The following is a 16,798-nucleotide window of genomic DNA, read 5'->3' on the forward strand; positions in this document are numbered from 1 at the left end:
AGGTGGCGAAATGAGTTTGATCCGACTGGACAACGTGTATAAGATCTACGGCGAGGGCAGGGAAAACCAGGTCAACGCCCTGGACGGCGTGACGCTGGAGATCAACCAGGGAGAATTTGTGGCCATCATTGGTACCTCCGGCTCGGGCAAGTCCACCATGATGAACATTCTGGGCTGCCTGGATGTACCCACCCGGGGGGAGTACTATCTGGACGGCATCCCCATCAGCCAGCGTGGGCGGCGGGAGCTGGAGCTCATCCGCTCCCGGAAGATCGCCTTCATCTTTCAGGGCTACAACCTGATCCCCTCCCTCAGCGTGTGGCAGAATGTAGCTCTGCCTATGCTCTACCAGAAGGTGCCCCTGGCCCAGAGGAAGGCGCGGGCTATGGAGGCCCTGGAGCGTGTGGAGATCGCGGCCAAGGCGGACTACCGGCCCGGCCAGCTCTCCGGCGGCCAGCAGCAGCGGGTGGCCATTGCCCGGGCCATTGCGGCCCAGTCTCCCGTGCTGATGGCCGACGAGCCCACCGGCGCCCTGGACTCCAAGACCGGCGCCCAGGTGCTGGCCCTCATGCGGGAAATGAACCGGACGGGCACCACCGTGATCCTCATTACCCACGACAACGGCATTGCAGCCCAGGCCGACCGCACGGTGCGGGTGAAGGACGGGAAGATCGTCCACGACAGCCTGTGGGACGGGGTGCTGGTGGATCTGGACGTGCCGGCAAGGCGGGTGGCGCCGTGAACGCACTGGGTATGGCCCTGGAGTCCATCCGGGAGAAGAAAGGGCGCTCCTTCCTCACCATGCTGGGCATTATCATCGGCGTCACCGCCGTGCTGGTGCTGGTGGCTCTGGTGTCTGGCTACAACGCCGACATCACCGCCTACTATGAGAAGCTGGGCGTCAACAAGGTCAATGTCACTGTGACCTGGTACGACACCAGCCGCAGCGTGGATGTGATGAGCGCCCTGTATGACTACTGCGATGAGGAACTGAGCGACACGGTAGAAGGGGTGAGCCCCGACCTGCCCACCGCATTGCCTATGAAATACCGTACCACCACCCTGGACAGTAGTACCGTATATCTGGGCAGCGACGAATATGCTGTGTGCAACAACTACACCCTGGAGAGCGGTCGGGACATCAATGCCTTTGACATTGAACAGCGCAACCGGGTGTGCGTGCTGGGGTCCTACGTGGCGGACAGCCTGTTCCAGTATGCCGACCCCATTGGGGAGACGGTGTATCTGGGGGGCGAGCCCTTTACCGTGGTGGGTACTTACTACCAGAAGGACGGGGGCACCGAGGGGTCCATGGACGATATGGCGGTGATCCCTTACTCCCTGGATCGGGCCATCCTCCAGATCGACTACCTCACCTCCTTTACAGTGAAAGTGGATAAATCGGATAACATGGACGCCGTCATGGCGGATTTGGAGGTCTTTCTGGCCGACACCATCTCCTCCACAGTGGGAGAATATGATCTGGAAAACGGCAACGCCGCCATGACTGAGTCCACCGAAGAGATGACCTCCATGAGCGTGGTGCTGGGCGGCATCGCCGGTATCGCCCTGCTGGTGGGCGGCATCGGCATCATGAACATCATGCTGGTCACCGTCACCGAGCGCACCCGGGAGATCGGCATTAAAAAGTCCATCGGCGCGCCCCGGGGGGAGATCATCGGCCAGTTCCTGGTGGAGGCCGCCATCCTCAGCGGCATGGGCGGCGTCATCGGCATTTTGCTGGGCTACGGCCTGAGCCTGATCCTGGGCAAGGCCATGTACGACCTGATCCTCTTCCCGGACAGCCTGGTGACGGCGGGGGCCTTTGGCTTCTCGGTGATCATCGGCATTGTGTTCGGCATCTACCCGGCGGTGAAGGCCTCCAACCTCCAGCCGGTGGACGCCCTCCGGGCGGATTGAACAGAAGGAGGAGATTCCAATGAAACGCAAACTCTTGTCCCTGCTGACCGCGGCGGGGCTGTGTCTGGGGCTGACCGGCTACGCCGGGGCGGCCTCATTTCCCGACGTGAGCGATGCCGACACCGCCCTGGCAGTGGAGGTGCTGTCCGGTCTGGGGATCGTCTCCGGCGGCTCCGACGGCAACTACTACCCGGATCAGGGACTGACCCGGGCTCAGTTCTGCAAGCTGGCGGTGCTGGCCGGGGGCCACGGGGATCAGGTAAGCGGCAGCGCCTACCGCACCCTCTTTTCCGACGTGGCGGGAAGCCACTGGGCGGCTCCTTACATCAATCTGGCCTGTGAGGAGGGCCTGGTATCCGGCTACGGCAACGGCACCTTCGGCCCCGACGACCCGGTGACGGTGGGCCAGGCGGTGACGGTGGTGCTGCGCCTGCTGGGCTATACCACCGACCAGGTGGGACCCTTCTGGCCAGAGGACTACATGGCCCTGGGAGAGCAGCTGGGGCTGCTGGAGGGGGTGTCCGGTGACCCGGACCACGCCCTGACCCGGGGTGAGGCGGCCCTGCTGCTCTACGCCCTGCTGGGCCAGAGCGACAGCGCAGGCAGGGACTACATCGACAACCTGTGCGCCTCCAAGGTGGAAAACGCCGTCCTGCTGGATGCCGACGCTGAGAGCGGCGACGGAACCGAGGGCATGGTGGAGGTGTACGCCAACCAGAACCTGTCTTGGTATGAGCCGGCGGCGGAGCTGGAGGGCCTGGCGGGCAGCCGGGGCACCCTGCTGCTGGACCAGAGCGGACGGGTGAGCGGCTTCCTGCCCGACGACACGGTACGGTACACCCTTATCCCCGAGAGCGTCACCGCCAACCGGATCAACAGCAGTTATGCCGTCAGCAGCACCACGCCGGTGGTGGTGGGGGATACCCTGACCACCTTTGAGAACTGCTGGTATGATCTGGAGAGCTGTTCCCAACTGACCCTCTACTACAACCAGTCGGGCAATCTGGAGCTGGTGGCGGCCACGGAGAGGACCGCCTATGCGGGGGTCACCCTCACGGGCTACTATGAGTCGGCCAGCCCCAACACCGCCGCCCCCGACACCATCACCCTGCTGGGCATGGAGCTGGAGGTGGAGGAGAGCGCCGTGGACAGCCTGAGCGGCTGTTCGGTTGGGGATAAGATTACCGTTACCCTGAACGGGGACGGTGCGGTGATCTCCGCTGCCGCGGGTGGGCAGACTACCCTGTACGGGGTCCTGGGAGAGGGGCAGGTGGAACTGACCTGCGGCCTCACCGCCAGAGGGACGATCAGCGGTTCCGCCGGTGCGGGGGACCTGGTGAAGGTCACTTCCAGCGGTGTGGGTAAGCTCTCTGTGTCCCAGGTGTCCGGCGGCAGCAGTTTGGATCTCAATGTGTCGGAGGGGACCCTGGGCTCCATCCCTCTGGCAGACAACGTGCGGATCTACGAGCGGGCGGGGACCAGCGTGGTCACGGAGATCGACCTGGAGGACATTCAGAGTGCCACTGTGAAGGCTTCTGACATTGATTTCTACGTCACCGACAGCAATGGCCTTGTCAGTGTGCTGCTGCTGGATGACGTGACGGGGAGTGCCTATACCTATGGTCTGCTCACCATGGGCAGCAGGACGGAGGGCAGCGGCGGCATGACCTACACCAACCGCACCGTTTCGGTGGAGAACGGAGGCGGTACCACCCAGGAGTATATCACCGGCCAGTCCGGGCGTACCGGCACCATGGGGGGCATCGCGGTATCCTCCGAGGGGAAGGCGGTGTCCCTTGTCACCCTCAGCCAGGCGGAGGATGTGAGCCAGAGCGCCTTTGACGGCCTGGACGCGGTGGTGATCGACGGGGTGCGGGTGCCCATCAGCGACACCGCCGAGGGCTATAACAGCGATACCGAGCAGTGGGTCACCCTGTCCCAGGCCCGGGCCTACAGCGATACCTTTGCCGTGTACTACAGCGGCACCCTGGGGGTGGACGCCGTGGTTCGGGTGGTCGCAGCTGAATAACAGGAAAAGAGCGTGCCGAAAGCGGCGCGCTCTTTTTGTCCTCCTCTTGACAATCTGATATTTTGATGATATTATTTTGATATCAAATAGAGAGCGGGAGGTGCTCTTATGGAAGAGAAGATTTTAACCGGCAAGAAAAAAGGTATGCCTATGCTGCTGCTCATTCTGGCCCTGTATGTGCTGGCGGTCATCGGCATCGTGTGGGCCGCCGTCCAGGACGGAGCAGGAGACATGGATACAGTCACGGTGGTCATTCTGGCTGTGAGCATTGTCTGGGCGTCCTTGGGCTGGATTCTTCTTTGCGGTCTGAAGGTACTCAAGCCCCAGGAGGCCCTGGTGCTCACCCTGTTCGGCAAGTACATCGGCACCCTGAAGGGGGAGGGTTTCTACTACGTCAACCCCTTCTGCTCCGGGGTCAATCCGGCGGCCCAGACCAGGCTGAACCAGAGCGGTGATGTGGATGGCGGCAGCAAGGCGGAGAAGAAGGCAGAGGCCCAGGCGGGCGGCAAGAAGATCTCCCTCAAGATCATGACCCTGAACAACAACCGCCAGAAAATCAACGACTGCCTGGGCAACCCGGTGGAGATCGGTATCGCCGTCATGTGGCGGGTGGTGGACACTGCCAAGGCGGTATTCGACGTGGACAACTACAAGGAATACCTGTCCCTCCAGTGTGACAGCGCCCTGCGGAACATTGTGCGTATCTACCCCTACGACGTGGCCCCCAACGTGGACACCACCGGCGACGGCATCGCTGACGAGGGCAGCCTGCGGGGCTCCAGTGAGGTGGTGGCCGGGCGTATCAAGGATGAGATCCAGAGCAAGGTGGCTCAGGCCGGGCTGGAGATCATTGAGGCCCGCATTACCTACCTGGCTTATGCCCCCGAGATCGCCGCGGTGATGCTCCAGCGGCAGCAGGCCTCTGCCATTATCGACGCCCGCAAGATGATCGTGGACGGGGCCGTGGGCATGGTGGAGATGGCTCTGGAGCGGCTCAGCGAGAAGCAGGTGGTGGAACTGGACGAGGAGCGGAAGGCCGCCATGGTGTCCAACCTGCTGGTGGTACTTTGCGGCAACCGGGACGCCCAGCCGGTGGTCAACTCCGGCAGCCTGTACTGATATGGCGGGCGATGGTAAGAAGCAGGTGCCCCTGCGCCTGTCCCCCAAGCTGTATGCCGCCATTGCGGCCTGGGCAGAGGACGACTTCCGCTCGGTGAACGGACAGATCGAGTATCTGCTCACCGAGTGCGTCCGGCAGCGGAAAAAGAACGGCAAATATGTATCCGATGAGATAGATGTGCCGCCGGAACTGGATATCCAATGAAAAAAGACGTGCTGCCACGGCAGCACGTCTTTTTTTGATTGGTTCAGGCCTCGGCGGAGCCCAGACGGATTTCCGGCATCAGCTCTTTGCTGATGATGGAGAGCATCTCCTCCAGTTTGGCACATTCAGCGGGGGTGAACCGCTCCCGCATCCGCTCGGTAACTACGTGTACATAGTCGTTGCTGATGTTGTAATACTCCTTGTACTTTTGGGTTACCTGCAGGTGGTACTCTCGCTTGTCATGCTCCGACTGGATCTTCTGGACATAGCCCTTGCGGATGAGACTGTTGATCTTATAAGCCGCATTGGGCGGGGAAATACGCATAAAGGAGGCAAACTCGTTGATGGTGGGGGACCCAAGGGCCTGGATGGTCTCCATAGCGAAGGTCTCCACCGTGGTCAGGCTGGCCTCCCGGTTCTGGAACCGCTCGAAGATCTCCTGATAAAAGTGAAGTTTAAATTTCGTATACACTATCTCAAATTTCTCTTCCAGCATACCCGTGCCTCCGCATTTTTGATCTTATTCTTATTATAACAAACGGCGGAGGGGAGGGCAATCAGGAATCCTTACCCAGGGCAAAAGTGAGCTCCGCCGTGGCCGCCACCTGTCCGTTGACGGTGGCCTTGGCCTCCCCGATGCCCACCGGCCCTTTCTGCTTGGTGAGGGTGCATTCCAGCTCCAGCACGTCGCCGGGGGTCACCTGGCGGCGGAACCGGGCGTTCTTGATACCGCCGAAGAAGGCGATCTTGCCCCGGTTCTCCGGCAGGGACAGCAGGGCCACCGCACCTACCTGGGCCAGGGCCTCCAGAATGAGGACGCCGGGCATGACGTGGTACTGGGGGAAGTGGCCCTGGAAGAAGGGCTCGTTGACGCTGACGCACTTGATGCCCTTGGCCCACTTACCCGCCTCACCGTCCACGATGCGGTCCACCAGGGCGAAGGGGTAGCGGTGGGGCAGAATCTCAGCAATCTGATTGGAGTTGAGTTCCATAGCGTTTAACCCTCCCACTTCTTGAACAGCACACAGGCGTTGTGACCGCCGAAGCCCAGGGAGTTGGACAGGGCGTACTGGACGTCGGCATTCCGGCCCTGGTTGGGTACATAGTCCAGGTCGCAGGCCGGATCGGCCTCCTGGTAGTTGATGGTGGCGGGCAGATATCCGTCCTTCAGGGTGAGGGCGGAGAAGATGGCCTCCACCGCACCGGCAGCGCCCAGCATATGGCCGGTCATGGACTTGGTGGAGCTGACTGCCAGTTTGTAGGCGTGGTCGCCGAACACCGTCTTGATGGCGTCGGTCTCGCCGGAGTCGTTCAGGGGGGTGGAGGTGCCGTGGGCGTTGATGTAGCCCACCTGCTCCGGGGCCACGCCGCCGTCGGACAGAGCCTGGGCCATGGCCCGGGCGCCGCCCTCCCCGTGGGGAGCGGGGGCGGTCATGTGGTAGGCGTCGCAGGTGGCGCCGTAGCCCACCACCTCGGCGTACACCTTGGCCCCCCGGGCCTTGGCGTGCTCATACTCCTCCAGCACCAGGATACCGGCGCCCTCGCCCATAACGAAGCCGGAGCGCTGGGCGTCAAAGGGGATGGAGGCCCGGTTGGGGTCGTCGCCCACATGGAGGGCCCGCATGGTGGTGAAGCCGCCGATGGACAGGGGGGTGATGGCGGACTCGGCGCCGCCGCACAGCATCACCTCGGCATAGCCGTCCCGGATGTGGCGGAAGGCGTCGCCCACGGCGTTGGAGCCGCCGGCGCAGGCAGTGACAGGGCAGGTACACATACCCTGGAAGCCGAAGGCGATGGCGATGAGACCGGCGCCCATGTTAGCAATGGTGGAGGGGATGTAGAAGGGGGAGGCCCGGTCAAAGCCCTTCTCGGAGCAGCGCATCTGCTCGGCCTCGGTGTTGCCGATGCCGCCGATGCCGCTGGAGACGATGACGCCGCAGCGGGTGCGGTCGATGGACTCCAGATCCAGACCGCTGTCGGCCACCGCCTCCTTGGCGGAGGCCATAGCCAGCTGGGAGTAGCGGGCCATGTGGCGTACTTCCTTCTTATCCAGCACGGAAGTGGGGTCCCAGTCCTTTACCTCGGCGGCCAGATGGACCTTCTGAGGGGCGGCGTCGTACTGGGTGATGGGGGCGATGCCGCACACGCCGTTGCGGACGGCCTGCCAGGTGTCGGCCACGTTGTGGCCCAGGGGATTCACGGTCCCCATGCCGGTAATGACGACTCTGCGTTTTTCCATAGTTGATCTTGTTCCTCCTCACATACCCATGCCGCCGTCGACGGAAAGGACCTGTCCGGTGATGTAGGCGGCCTCATCAGAGGCCAGGAAGGCCACGGCAGCGGCTACGTCCTCGGGGGTGCCGGCCCGGCCTGCGGGGATGGTGGACAGCATGGCCTCCCGGGCGGCTTCCGGCAGGGCGGCGGTCATGTCGGTGGCGATGTAGCCGGGGGCTACGGCGTTGACGGTGATCCCCCGGCCCCCCAGTTCCTTGGCCAGGGACTTGGTCATGCCGATGACGCCCGCCTTGCTGGCGCAGTAGTTGATCTGGCCCGGGTTGCCCCGCAGGGCCACCACGGAACTGAGGTTGATGATGCGGCCGTATTTGGCCTTCATCATGGGCCGGGCGGCGGCCTTCATGCACAGGAAGGTGCCCTTCAGGTTGGTCTCAATGACCGCGTCGAAGTCCTCCTCCTTCAGCATCATAGCCAGGTTGTCCCGGGTGATGCCGGCGTTGTTCACCAGGATATGGAGGCCGCTCAGCTCCTTTAAGGCGGTGTCGATGAGGGTTTTCACGGCGGTGGGGTCGGTCACGCTGCCCTGGACAGCCCGGGCCTCCACCCCCAGCTCCTTGATGGCGGCCAGGGTCTCCTCGGCAGCGGCAGTGTTGCCGGCGTAGGAGAACACCACGTTGGCGCCCCGGCGGGCCAGCTCCAGGCAGATGGCCCTGCCGATGCCCCGGCTGCCGCCGGTGACCACGGCGATTTTTCCATTCATGCTCATACTGTTATCCTTTCAAAGCGGCGGAGAGGGCCTCAATGTCGGCGCAGGTCTCCACGGCGTAGGTCTTGATGGAGGGGGCGGTCTTCTTTACAAAGCCGCTGAGGGCCTTGCCCGGACCGATCTCCACGATGGTGTCCACACCCAGCGCCTCCAGGCGGCGGATGGTGTCCTCCATGTAGACGGAGGACTGGACCTGGCGCTCCAGCAGGGCGGGGATAGTGTCATTCTCGCCCATCTCATGGCCCAGGCAGTTGAAGAGCACCGGGAAGGCCATCTCTCCAAAGGTGACGCTCTGGAACTTCTCCCGCAGGGCGTCGCCGGCGGGGCGGAGCAGGGAGGTGTGGAAGGGGCCGCTGACCTTCAGAGGGAGGCAGCGCTTGGCGCCCAGCTCCTTGGCAATGGAAGCGGCCTTGTTCACCGCCTCCTGGGCGCCGCCGATGACCAGTTGGCCGGGGCAGTTGTAGTTGGCGATCTCCACCACACCGGCGTCGGCGGCCTGATCGCAGGCCTGCTGCAGCTTCTCACGGTCCAGACCCAGTACGGCGGTCATGCCGCAGGCCATACCGGCGCAGGCGGAGGCCATGGCGCGGCCCCGGAAGGCGGCCAGGGAGATGGCCTGGGCAGGGGTGAACACCCCGGCGGCCTGGAGGGCGGAATACTCGCCCAGGCTGAGGCCGGCGGCGTAATCGGGCCGGATGCCCATGTCATACAGGATGGCGGTCATGCCGGCGGCGAAAGCCACCATGCAGGGCTGGGTGTACTCCGTCTGGTTCAGTACCCCGTCGGGGTCGGTGAAGGAGACGGTCTTCAGGTCAAAGTCCACGTCGGCGCTGTCCAGCACCTCTTTGAACACGGGGTAGGCCTCATAGAGGTCGGCCCCCATGCCGGGGTGCTGGCTGCCCTGTCCGGCGTACAGAAACGCGAGGCTCATACGTTCAGTCCTTTCACAACGGCCTGGCAGCCGCTCATCATTTCCTCAAAGATGGTCCGCAGGGGACGGACCTCCTTTACCATACCGGCCACCTGACCGGCCATAAAGCTGCCGGTGTCCAGATCGCCGTCGAACACCGCCCGGCGGAGGGAGCCCAGGGTCAGCTTCTCCATCTCCTCCAGAGGCAGGTTCTGCTTCTCCATGCGCAGGTACTCCCGAGCCATCTTGTTCTTGAGCACCCGGACGGGAGCGCCGCCGGTGCGACCGGTGACGGTGGTGTCGTTGGCCCCGGCCTTCACCACGGCCTGTTTGTAGTTGTCGTGGATGGGGCATTCCTCACTGGCCAGCAGGCAGGTGCCGATCTGCACGCCGCAGGCGCCCAGGGCGAAGGCGGCGGCCATTTGGCGGCCGTCGGCAATGCCGCCGGCGGCAATGACGGGCACGCTCACCGCGTCCACCACCTGGGGCACCAGGGCCATGGTGGTCATCTCGCCCACATGGCCGCCGCTCTCGGTGCCCTCGGCGATGATGCCGTCAATGCCGTAGCGCTCCAGACGCTTGGCCAGGATGGGGGCGGCTACCACGGGGAACACCTTGATGCCCGCGGCCTTCCAGGCGGGGACGTACTTGCCGGGGTTGCCGGCGCCGGTGGTCACCACCTGGACGCCCTCCTCCACCACCACGCGGGCCAGGTCCTCGATGTGGGGATTCATCAGCATCAGATTGACGCCGAAGGGCTTATTGGTGGCAGCACGGGCGGCCTGGATCTCACAACGCAGGGCGTCGGCGTCCATGCCGCCGGAGCCGATGAGGCCCAACGCGCCGGCATTGGACACGGCGGCGGCAAAAGCACCAGTGGCCACGTTGGCCATGCCGCCCTGGATAATGGGGAATTCGATCCCCAGAAGTTCATTCAATTTCATAATATACTCCTTATGAGCCTTCCCCTGGGGGAAGGTGGCTGGCCGAAGGCCAGACGGATGAGGGAAGCGGTATGTATGATGGCGGACGGCCATAAAGGCCGCCCCTACGGGGTAGCGACTTTGCGTAGGGGCAACCCTTGTGGTCGCCCGTTTTTTTACGCCAGTTCCAGCAGTGCTCCCGCCCAGGTCAGGCCCCCGCCGAAGCCCACGCACAGGGCCTTCTGGCCGGAAGTCAGCTGACCGGAGGTGACCAGCTCATCCAGCAGCAGGGGTACGCTGGCGGCGGAGGTGTTGCCGGTGCGGGCGATGTTGCCGGTACACTTGGCCGGATTCACTCCCAGCTTCTTCACCGCAAAGTCAATGATGCGCTGGTTGGCCTGGTGGAACACGAAGCGGTCCACGTCCTCCAGGGTGAGGCCAGCCTTTTTGAGCACCTCTTTGGCGCAGCGGGGCAGGGCCTCTACCGCGAAGCGGAACACCGCCTTGCCGTCCATATGGATGTAGGAGGGATCGGCGCTGTTGGCTCCGGGGACGTACAGGGCTTCCTGATTGCCCCGGCAGCCCAGCACTCCGCAGAGGGAAGGATAGTCCGCCCGCCACTCCACCACGGCGGCTCCCGCGCCGTCTCCGAAGAGGACGCAGGTGGAGCGGTCGGTGAAGTCGGTGATGCGGCTCAGGGCCTCCACGCCCACAATGAGGCCGTACTTCCGTTCTGCGGCGGCCAACAGGCATTCCGCTGTATGGAGACCGTACACAAAGCCGGAGCAGGCGGCGTTCAGGTCGAAGCACACCGTGTCCTCCGGAAAGCCCAGATCCCGCTGGAGGATGCAGGCGGCGGCAGGGGTGAGAAAATCCTGGGACAGGGTAGCCACGATGCACACCCCGATCTGCTCCGGACCGATACCGGAGCGCTCCAGAGCCTGTTTGGCGGCGGCCAGACATAGGGTGGTGTGGCTCTCGCCTTCGGTGCAGTGGTAGCGGCTGCGGATACCGGTGCGGGTGGCGATCCACTCGTCGTTGGTGTCCACGATCTTGGACATATCGTCGTTGGTCACCGCCCGGCGGGGCAGGGCGGAGCCGGTGCTCAGCAGTTTGATTCCGTTCATGGGCGCTCCTTTCTCAGGGCCTTGCTGCCCATTAAGCGGAATTTTTTGTAGCGCTGGGTGGCCAGAGCCTGACCGTTCAGCTTGTTCAGTGCCGCCAGCTCCTTGGCCAGGACGGCGTCCAGGGAGCGGCAGACGGCATGGAGGTCGGTATGGGCTCCCTGGGTGGGCTCGGGGATCACGGCGTCGATGACGCCCAGCTCCAGCAGGTCGGCGGCGGTGAGCTTCATCACGTCGCAGGCCTCGTCGCTGCGGGAGGAATCTTTCCACAGGATGGCGGCAAAGCCCTCGGGGGAGAGGACGGAGTAGACGGCATTTTCCAGCATGAGTACCTTGTTGCCCACACCCAGAGCCAATGCGCCGCCGCTGCCCCCCTCGCCGGTGACCACCGAGATCACCGGGACGGTGAGGGCGGAGGAGAGAGCCAGGGTGCGGGCGATGGCCTCTCCCTGGCCTCTGGCCTCGGCCTCCAGGCCGGGGTAGGCGCCGGGGGTGTCGATGAAGGTGATGACGGGACGGCGGAACTTCTCCGCCTGCTCCATCAGCCGCTGGGCCTTGCGGTAGCCCTCGGGGGAGGGCATACCGAAGTGATAGGCCAGGTGTTCCTCCAGGGTGCGGCCCTTCCGGTGGCCGATCACGGTGACCGGCTGGCCGTGGAAGAGGGCCACGCCGCCCAGGATACTGCCGTCGTCGGAACAGAGCCGGTCTCCCCGCTGCTCAAAGAAGTCAGTGAAGAGGGCGGCGATGAAGTCGGCGGTACCCGGCCGGTCCTGATGGCGGGCCAGGGCCACCCGCTGAGCGGGAGTCAGGTTATTTGCCACGGTCGCTCCCTCCTTTCCCGTGCAGTTTCAGCAGCTGAATCAGGGTGTCCCGCAGCTGGGTCCGGGGGACGATGGCGTCCAGAAAGCCGTGTTCCAGCAGGTACTCGGCGCTCTGGAAACCCTCGGGCAGCTTCTCGCCGATGGTCTGCTCAATGACCCGGGGGCCGGCAAAGCCGATGAGGGCGCCGGGCTCGGCCAGCATGATGTCGCCCAGGCTGGCAAAGCTGGCGGTGACGCCGCCGGTGGTGGGGTGGGTGAGCACGGAGATGTACAGCCCGCCCTTGCGGGAGAACCGCTCCAGGGCGGCGGAGGTCTTGGCCATCTGCATCAGGGACAAAATGCCCTCCTGCATCCGGGCTCCGCCGCTGGCGGAGAAGAGGATGAGGGGCAGCTTATATTTTTCGGCATACTCCACCAGCCGGGTGACCTTCTCGCCCAGGGCGGCGCTCATGCTGCCCATGAAGAACCGGCTGTCCAGAGCGCCGATGGCCACCTTCTGGCCGTTGATGCGGCCGGTGGCGGCCACCACGCCCTCGTTCATGCCGGTGCGGCGGCGGGCGCCCTCCAGCTTGGCGGAGTAGCCGGGGAAGGACAGGGGGTCGCTGGAGGACAGGGCGGCGTCCAACTCCCGGAAGGTACCCTTGTCCAGCACCAGGCTGAGGCGATAATAGGCCCCGATAGGATAGTGGTGGCCGCACAGGGGGCAGACGTACCGGGCAGTCACCAGATCCTTGCGGCGGAAGGTGCCGCTGCAGGCGGGACAGGTCTCTTCGGTATGGGCGGGGGCGGGGGAGCTGCCCCGGAGAGCCTTCAGGGAGAGCAGCTTCTGACGCCGCTGGGCAAAGACATTGCTCATGCCTTAGGTTCCTCCTCTCCGCTGCGGCTCCAGGCCAGCAGGGTGTCCATATTGGCCTCCAGGTAGCCGGTGTTATAGTTGCCCCGGATGAAGTCGGGGTGGTGCATGATCTGATGGAGCAGATCGGTGTTGTTGGCGGGCCCCTCGATGATCAGTTCCTCCAAGGCACGGCGCATCCGGCGGATGGCATCCAGCCGGGTGGGGGCGTGAACAATGAGCTTTGCCATCAGGGAGTCGTAGTAGGGGGGCAGGGTATAGCCGGTGTACAGGCCGGTGTCCACCCGCACCCCGCAGCCGCCGGGCAGGTGTACAAAGTCGATCTTACCCGGGCAGGGGCGGAAGTCGTTGGACGGGTCCTCGGCGTTGATGCGGCACTCGATGGCGTGGCCGTTGAGGGTGACTTCCTCCTGAGTGCGGGACAGGGGGAGGCCGGCGGCAATGCGGATCTGCTCCCGCACCAGGTCCATGCCGGTGACCAGCTCGGTGACCGGGTGCTCCACCTGGATGCGGGTGTTCATCTCAATAAAGTAGAAGTTGCCCTCCGGGTCCAGCACAAACTCGATGGTGCCGGCGTTCTCATAGTGGGCGGCTCTGGCGGCGGCCACGGCGGCGGCTCCCATACGCTCCCGCAGCTCGGGGGTGAGGGCCTTGGAGGGGGACTCCTCCAGCAGCTTCTGGTTGCGCCGCTGGATGGAACAGTCCCGGTCCCCCAGCTGGATCACATGGCCTTGGGAATCGGCCAGGATCTGGAACTCGATGTGCCGGGGGTTGAGGATCAGCTTCTCCAGGTACATCTCTCCGCTGCCGAAGCAGGCTACCGATTCGCTGCGGGCCTCCTCAAAGAGGGGGATCAGCTGGTCGGGCTCAAACACTCGGCGCATTCCCCGGCCGCCGCCGCCGGCAGCAGCCTTGATGAGCACCGGGTAGCCGATGGAATCGGCCAGTGCCTTGGCCTCCTGGGCGGTGTCCACCGCCCCGTCGGAGCCGGGGACCACCGGCACCCCGGCCTCCACCATCAGCTTGCGGGCGGCGGCCTTGTTGCCCATGGCCCGGATCACGTCGCCGGAGGGGCCGATAAAGGCAATGCCCGCCTGGGCACAGGCGTCGGCGAAATCGGCGTTTTCCGACAGGAAGCCGTAGCCGGGGTGGATGGCGTCGCACCCGGTGGCCTGAGCCACGGTGAGGATGGCGTCCACATTTAAGTAGCTGTCCGCCGAGCGGGCGGGGCCGATGCAGTAGGCCCGCTCCGCCAGCTGGACATGAAGAGCCTCCGAATCGGCCTGGGAGTAGACCACCACAGGCTCGATGTTCAGCTCCCGGCAGGCCCGGAACACCCGGACGGCGATCTCGCCCCGGTTGGCGATCAAAATACGCTTGAACATGGAATCACCCTTCCCGGTAACGAATGAGGGGGTCCCCAAAGGACACCAGAGCCCCGTCCTCCTGAAGAATGGCCTCGATGGTGCAGTCGCAGGGGGCGTGGACCTCATTCATCATCTTCATGGCCTCCATGAGGCAGACGGTCTGGCCCTTCTTCACCTTGTCGCCCACCTTGACGAAGGGCTCGGCGTCGGGAGCGGAGGCGGCATAGAAGGTGCCCACCAGGGGGGCGGTGATGCAGGGACCATCGGGCTGAGCCGCCGGGGCGAGCGCAGCAGCGGCAGGTGCGGGTGCGCCCACGGGAGCGGCGGGAACGGCAGCGCTGCCGCCTTTGCCCAGCTCCAGGGTAAAGTCCTTGGTATTCAGCTTGAAGGTGGTGATGCCGCTCTGGTCAAAGCGGGCCATCAGCTCAAAAATCTCTTGGTTGGTCATAGCGGCTCCTTTCGGAAAAAAGGCATCGGTTTGCACCGATGCCCGTTTTCTTCCTCTTACTCAGCGTGATCCTCGATGTACTTCATCAGGTCGCCCACGGTCTTCATGTTGGGCAGGTCCTCGTCGGCGATGGTCACGCCGAAGGCCTCCTCCAGAGCCATGGACAGCTCCACGGCAGCCAGGGAATCGGCCTCCAGGTCCTCGGCCAGGCGGGCGTCGGGGGTCACCTTGTCGGCGTCGCAGCTCAGGGTCTCCACAATGATATCCTTAATCTTCTCGAAATCCATGGTAATGCTCCTCACAAAACAATTCAAAAATTTTAGTTAAATCATTTTACTTAAAAATTTTTAAATAAAATAATTTAAGCATATTTTAGCAGGCGGAAGTGATTTGTCAAGACTTTTTTTGGAAACTCCAGAGGATAATCTTCAGAACTGTTCAAATTCACGAAAAAAGCGCAAAAAAAGCGCCCTGCCATTGGATCGCAGGGCGGGGATTGGGGGTAAGTAGCCGCCCTGGAGGGGGCGGCGTGGGGCTCAGCAGCAGCGACAGCAGCCGCAGGAGGTGTCCTCCTCCTGATCGGCAGCCCACAGGAAAGCCGGGATGGTGAGATAGACCTGACGGCCGCCGGCTGTGCCGGACAGGTCGGACAGGGTCAGGCCGGAGAACAGGTCACTGGAAGTGGTCCTGTTGTTCTCAGAGGCGCCGCAGCAGCAGCGGCAGCAGCGATTCCGGTTGTTACAACACATGATGAAGTACCCCCAATCAAAATCGTGACGGGCCTTTGCCCCCCACAGCCCAGTATACGCAGGGTGGGGACGGGAGGTACCGAAAAAGAAAAAAGCGAGACAACCGAAGTTGTCTCGCTTTGGCAGCGGGAGAAGGATTCGAACCCTCACATACAGAGTCAGAGTCTGCTGTGCTACCCTTACACAATCCCGCTATTTGTTTGCCGCTCTCGTGAGCGCAGGTGTTATTATAGCAAACTACAGAGAAATGTCAAGAGGAAAATGAAAAAAATAAAAAAATTGTGGGCCGGACATTCCGGCCCACGAAAAAGGGGTCAATGACGGTTGGGATCACCGGTCTTATCCTGGGGCTGCTCCTGCTTCTTGCTCTGGGGATGCTTGCAGTCCTGAGGAGCGGGATTCTGGTTTCTGGACTTCTTCTGCTCGTTATGCTGGTTCTGCATGGTGCTCACCTCGCTTTCACCGTTCCTAGCTTGCCCCGGTGTTTCCTGATTTATACAAAAACTTTCTCATTTCAGGGATACCAACTAAGAACAAAGTATGGTATAATAATACGACAGAAGCTGCTATATTTTGCCTGGGCCTGGCCTGGAGCTTTGTTTCAAAGGAGGGCTGCTGCTGTGAGATGTCCGTTTTGTTCTCACCCGGAGAGCAAGGTCGTGGACTCCCGTCCGTCCGACGAAGGGTCCAGCATCCGCCGCCGCCGGGAATGTCTGGCCTGCCATAAGCGTTTTACCACTTATGAGACCATGGAGAGTCTGCCCCTGATGGTAATCAAAAAGGACGGCAGCCGTCAGACCTTTGACAAGACCAAGCTGCTCAACGGCATGATTCGGGCCTGTGAAAAACGGCCGGTGGCCTTTGCCACCCTGGAAGATATGGCCAATGAGATCGAACAGGTCCTGCAAAACGACATGGACCGGGAGATTCCCTCCGCCCGTATTGGCGAATTGGTGATGGAACGGCTGAAAAAGGTGGACGAGGTGGCCTATGTCCGTTTCGCTTCCGTCTACCGTCAGTTCAAGGATATCAGCACCTTTATGGAGGAACTGAACAAGCTTCTGGCGGAGAAGTAATTGTGACCTAATCCCCTGAAAAACGGCGGCTTGTCCGCCAAGTTTGACCCCAAACATGAGCGAGAGTGCGTTGGAAAAAATCCGACGCACCCTCGCTTTTTTCATCCCCTGATGCCGCAAAGCTGTTTCCGAAAATGGTTCAGATTTTGGCCCGGTTTCGGCGTTGTTCAGCCGTAATAGCACAGAATCGTCGCAAATTCTGTTCCATGGCTGGTGCATGGCCCCGGGGGATGGAGGGGGTGCAGGGGGAGGA

The 16,798-nt window shown here is 62.9% G+C and carries 20 protein-coding genes and 1 tRNA gene; 6 read left to right on the top strand and 15 right to left on the bottom strand.

Going from position 1 to position 16,798, the window contains the following annotated elements:
* The first annotated feature begins 10 nt into the window (after positions 1-10).
* From B5E56_RS13235 to B5E56_RS13255, 5 genes are all read left to right on the top strand, one after another.
* Positions 11-742: an ABC transporter ATP-binding protein gene (locus B5E56_RS13235; RefSeq protein WP_087189048.1), complete on the top strand. Its 732-nt coding sequence runs from the start codon at positions 11-13 to the stop codon at positions 740-742.
* Positions 739-1,920: an ABC transporter permease gene (locus B5E56_RS13240; RefSeq protein ID WP_087390947.1), complete on the top strand. Its 1,182-nt coding sequence runs from the start codon at positions 739-741 to the stop codon at positions 1,918-1,920. The genes B5E56_RS13235 and B5E56_RS13240 overlap by 4 nt, the downstream gene beginning before the upstream one ends.
* A gap of 19 nt (positions 1,921-1,939) precedes the next feature.
* A complete protein-coding gene (locus B5E56_RS13245) occupies positions 1,940-3,949 on the top strand; it encodes an S-layer homology domain-containing protein (RefSeq protein ID WP_087390950.1) in 2,010 nt (669 codons plus the stop codon).
* A 108-nt stretch (positions 3,950-4,057) separates the two neighbouring features.
* Entirely contained in the window at positions 4,058-5,068 is a 1,011-nt protein-coding gene (locus B5E56_RS13250; protein ID WP_087390953.1) for an SPFH domain-containing protein, read from the top strand.
* A 1-nt stretch (position 5,069) separates the two neighbouring features.
* On the top strand, positions 5,070-5,273 hold the full coding sequence (locus B5E56_RS13255; RefSeq protein ID WP_087331103.1) for a PTS ascorbate transporter subunit IIC: 204 nt from the start codon (positions 5,070-5,072) through the stop codon (positions 5,271-5,273).
* 43 nt (positions 5,274-5,316) lie between these two features.
* On the opposite strand, the gene B5E56_RS13260 is transcribed toward B5E56_RS13255, so the two are convergent.
* From B5E56_RS13260 to B5E56_RS15020, 15 genes are all read right to left on the bottom strand, one after another.
* Positions 5,317-5,769: a MarR family transcriptional regulator gene (locus B5E56_RS13260; RefSeq protein ID WP_087331105.1), complete on the bottom strand. Its 453-nt coding sequence runs from the start codon at positions 5,767-5,769 to the stop codon at positions 5,317-5,319.
* Between the two features lie 61 nt (positions 5,770-5,830).
* Positions 5,831-6,265 (bottom strand): 3-hydroxyacyl-ACP dehydratase FabZ, encoded by a 435-nt coding sequence (gene fabZ / locus B5E56_RS13265; RefSeq protein WP_087331107.1) that lies wholly within the window; start codon positions 6,263-6,265, stop codon positions 5,831-5,833.
* A gap of 5 nt (positions 6,266-6,270) precedes the next feature.
* Positions 6,271-7,512, bottom strand: a complete 1,242-nt coding sequence (gene fabF / locus B5E56_RS13270; protein WP_087390956.1) for a beta-ketoacyl-ACP synthase II — start codon at positions 7,510-7,512, stop codon at positions 6,271-6,273.
* Positions 7,513-7,530: 18 nt separating this feature from the next.
* A complete protein-coding gene (fabG, locus tag B5E56_RS13275) occupies positions 7,531-8,274 on the bottom strand; it encodes a 3-oxoacyl-[acyl-carrier-protein] reductase (RefSeq protein ID WP_087390959.1) in 744 nt (247 codons plus the stop codon).
* 4 nt (positions 8,275-8,278) lie between these two features.
* Positions 8,279-9,205 carry an ACP S-malonyltransferase gene (fabD, locus tag B5E56_RS13280; RefSeq protein WP_087390962.1) on the bottom strand — a complete coding sequence of 309 codons (927 nt, stop codon included), beginning with the start codon at positions 9,203-9,205 and terminating at the stop codon, positions 8,279-8,281.
* The gene (locus B5E56_RS13285; protein WP_087390965.1) at positions 9,202-10,128 is read right to left on the bottom strand and encodes a DUF561 domain-containing protein; all 927 of its coding nucleotides are present in this window, start codon (positions 10,126-10,128) and stop codon (positions 9,202-9,204) included. The genes fabD and B5E56_RS13285 overlap by 4 nt, the downstream gene beginning before the upstream one ends.
* 155 nt (positions 10,129-10,283) lie before the next feature.
* Complete coding sequence (locus B5E56_RS13290) at positions 10,284-11,234, bottom strand: beta-ketoacyl-ACP synthase III (protein ID WP_087390968.1); 951 nt, start codon at positions 11,232-11,234, stop codon at positions 10,284-10,286.
* Entirely contained in the window at positions 11,231-12,052 is an 822-nt protein-coding gene (locus tag B5E56_RS13295; RefSeq protein ID WP_087390971.1) for an acetyl-CoA carboxylase carboxyltransferase subunit alpha, read from the bottom strand. Before B5E56_RS13295 ends, B5E56_RS13290 begins: the two co-directional genes overlap by 4 nt.
* A complete protein-coding gene (gene accD / locus B5E56_RS13300; protein WP_087390974.1) occupies positions 12,042-12,908 on the bottom strand; it encodes an acetyl-CoA carboxylase, carboxyltransferase subunit beta in 867 nt (288 codons plus the stop codon). The genes B5E56_RS13295 and accD overlap by 11 nt, the downstream gene beginning before the upstream one ends.
* Positions 12,905-14,290, bottom strand: a complete 1,386-nt coding sequence (gene accC, locus B5E56_RS13305) for an acetyl-CoA carboxylase biotin carboxylase subunit (RefSeq protein ID WP_087390977.1) — start codon at positions 14,288-14,290, stop codon at positions 12,905-12,907. The genes accD and accC overlap by 4 nt, the downstream gene beginning before the upstream one ends.
* 4 nt (positions 14,291-14,294) lie before the next feature.
* Positions 14,295-14,720 carry an acetyl-CoA carboxylase biotin carboxyl carrier protein gene (gene accB / locus B5E56_RS13310; protein WP_087390980.1) on the bottom strand — a complete coding sequence of 142 codons (426 nt, stop codon included), beginning with the start codon at positions 14,718-14,720 and terminating at the stop codon, positions 14,295-14,297.
* 56 nt (positions 14,721-14,776) lie between these two features.
* Positions 14,777-15,007, bottom strand: coding sequence for an acyl carrier protein (gene acpP / locus B5E56_RS13315; RefSeq protein ID WP_087267802.1), 231 nt, complete (start codon positions 15,005-15,007; stop codon positions 14,777-14,779).
* 249 nt (positions 15,008-15,256) lie between these two features.
* Positions 15,257-15,469: a hypothetical protein gene (locus tag B5E56_RS13320; RefSeq protein WP_087390983.1), complete on the bottom strand. Its 213-nt coding sequence runs from the start codon at positions 15,467-15,469 to the stop codon at positions 15,257-15,259.
* A gap of 120 nt (positions 15,470-15,589) precedes the next feature.
* Positions 15,590-15,663 (bottom strand) — tRNA-Gln (locus B5E56_RS13325).
* Positions 15,664-15,783: 120 nt separating this feature from the next.
* Positions 15,784-15,912 carry a hypothetical protein gene (locus B5E56_RS15020; RefSeq protein ID WP_255396452.1) on the bottom strand — a complete coding sequence of 43 codons (129 nt, stop codon included), beginning with the start codon at positions 15,910-15,912 and terminating at the stop codon, positions 15,784-15,786.
* A 177-nt stretch (positions 15,913-16,089) separates the two neighbouring features.
* On the opposite strand from B5E56_RS15020, the gene nrdR reads away from it, so the two are divergent.
* Positions 16,090-16,545 carry a transcriptional regulator NrdR gene (gene nrdR / locus B5E56_RS13330; protein WP_087189029.1) on the top strand — a complete coding sequence of 152 codons (456 nt, stop codon included), beginning with the start codon at positions 16,090-16,092 and terminating at the stop codon, positions 16,543-16,545.
* Positions 16,546-16,798: the final 253 nt, after the last annotated feature.

It is taken from the genome of Flavonifractor sp. An112 (assembly GCF_002161085.1).
Taxonomy (GTDB): domain Bacteria; phylum Bacillota; class Clostridia; order Oscillospirales; family Oscillospiraceae; genus Flavonifractor; species Flavonifractor avicola.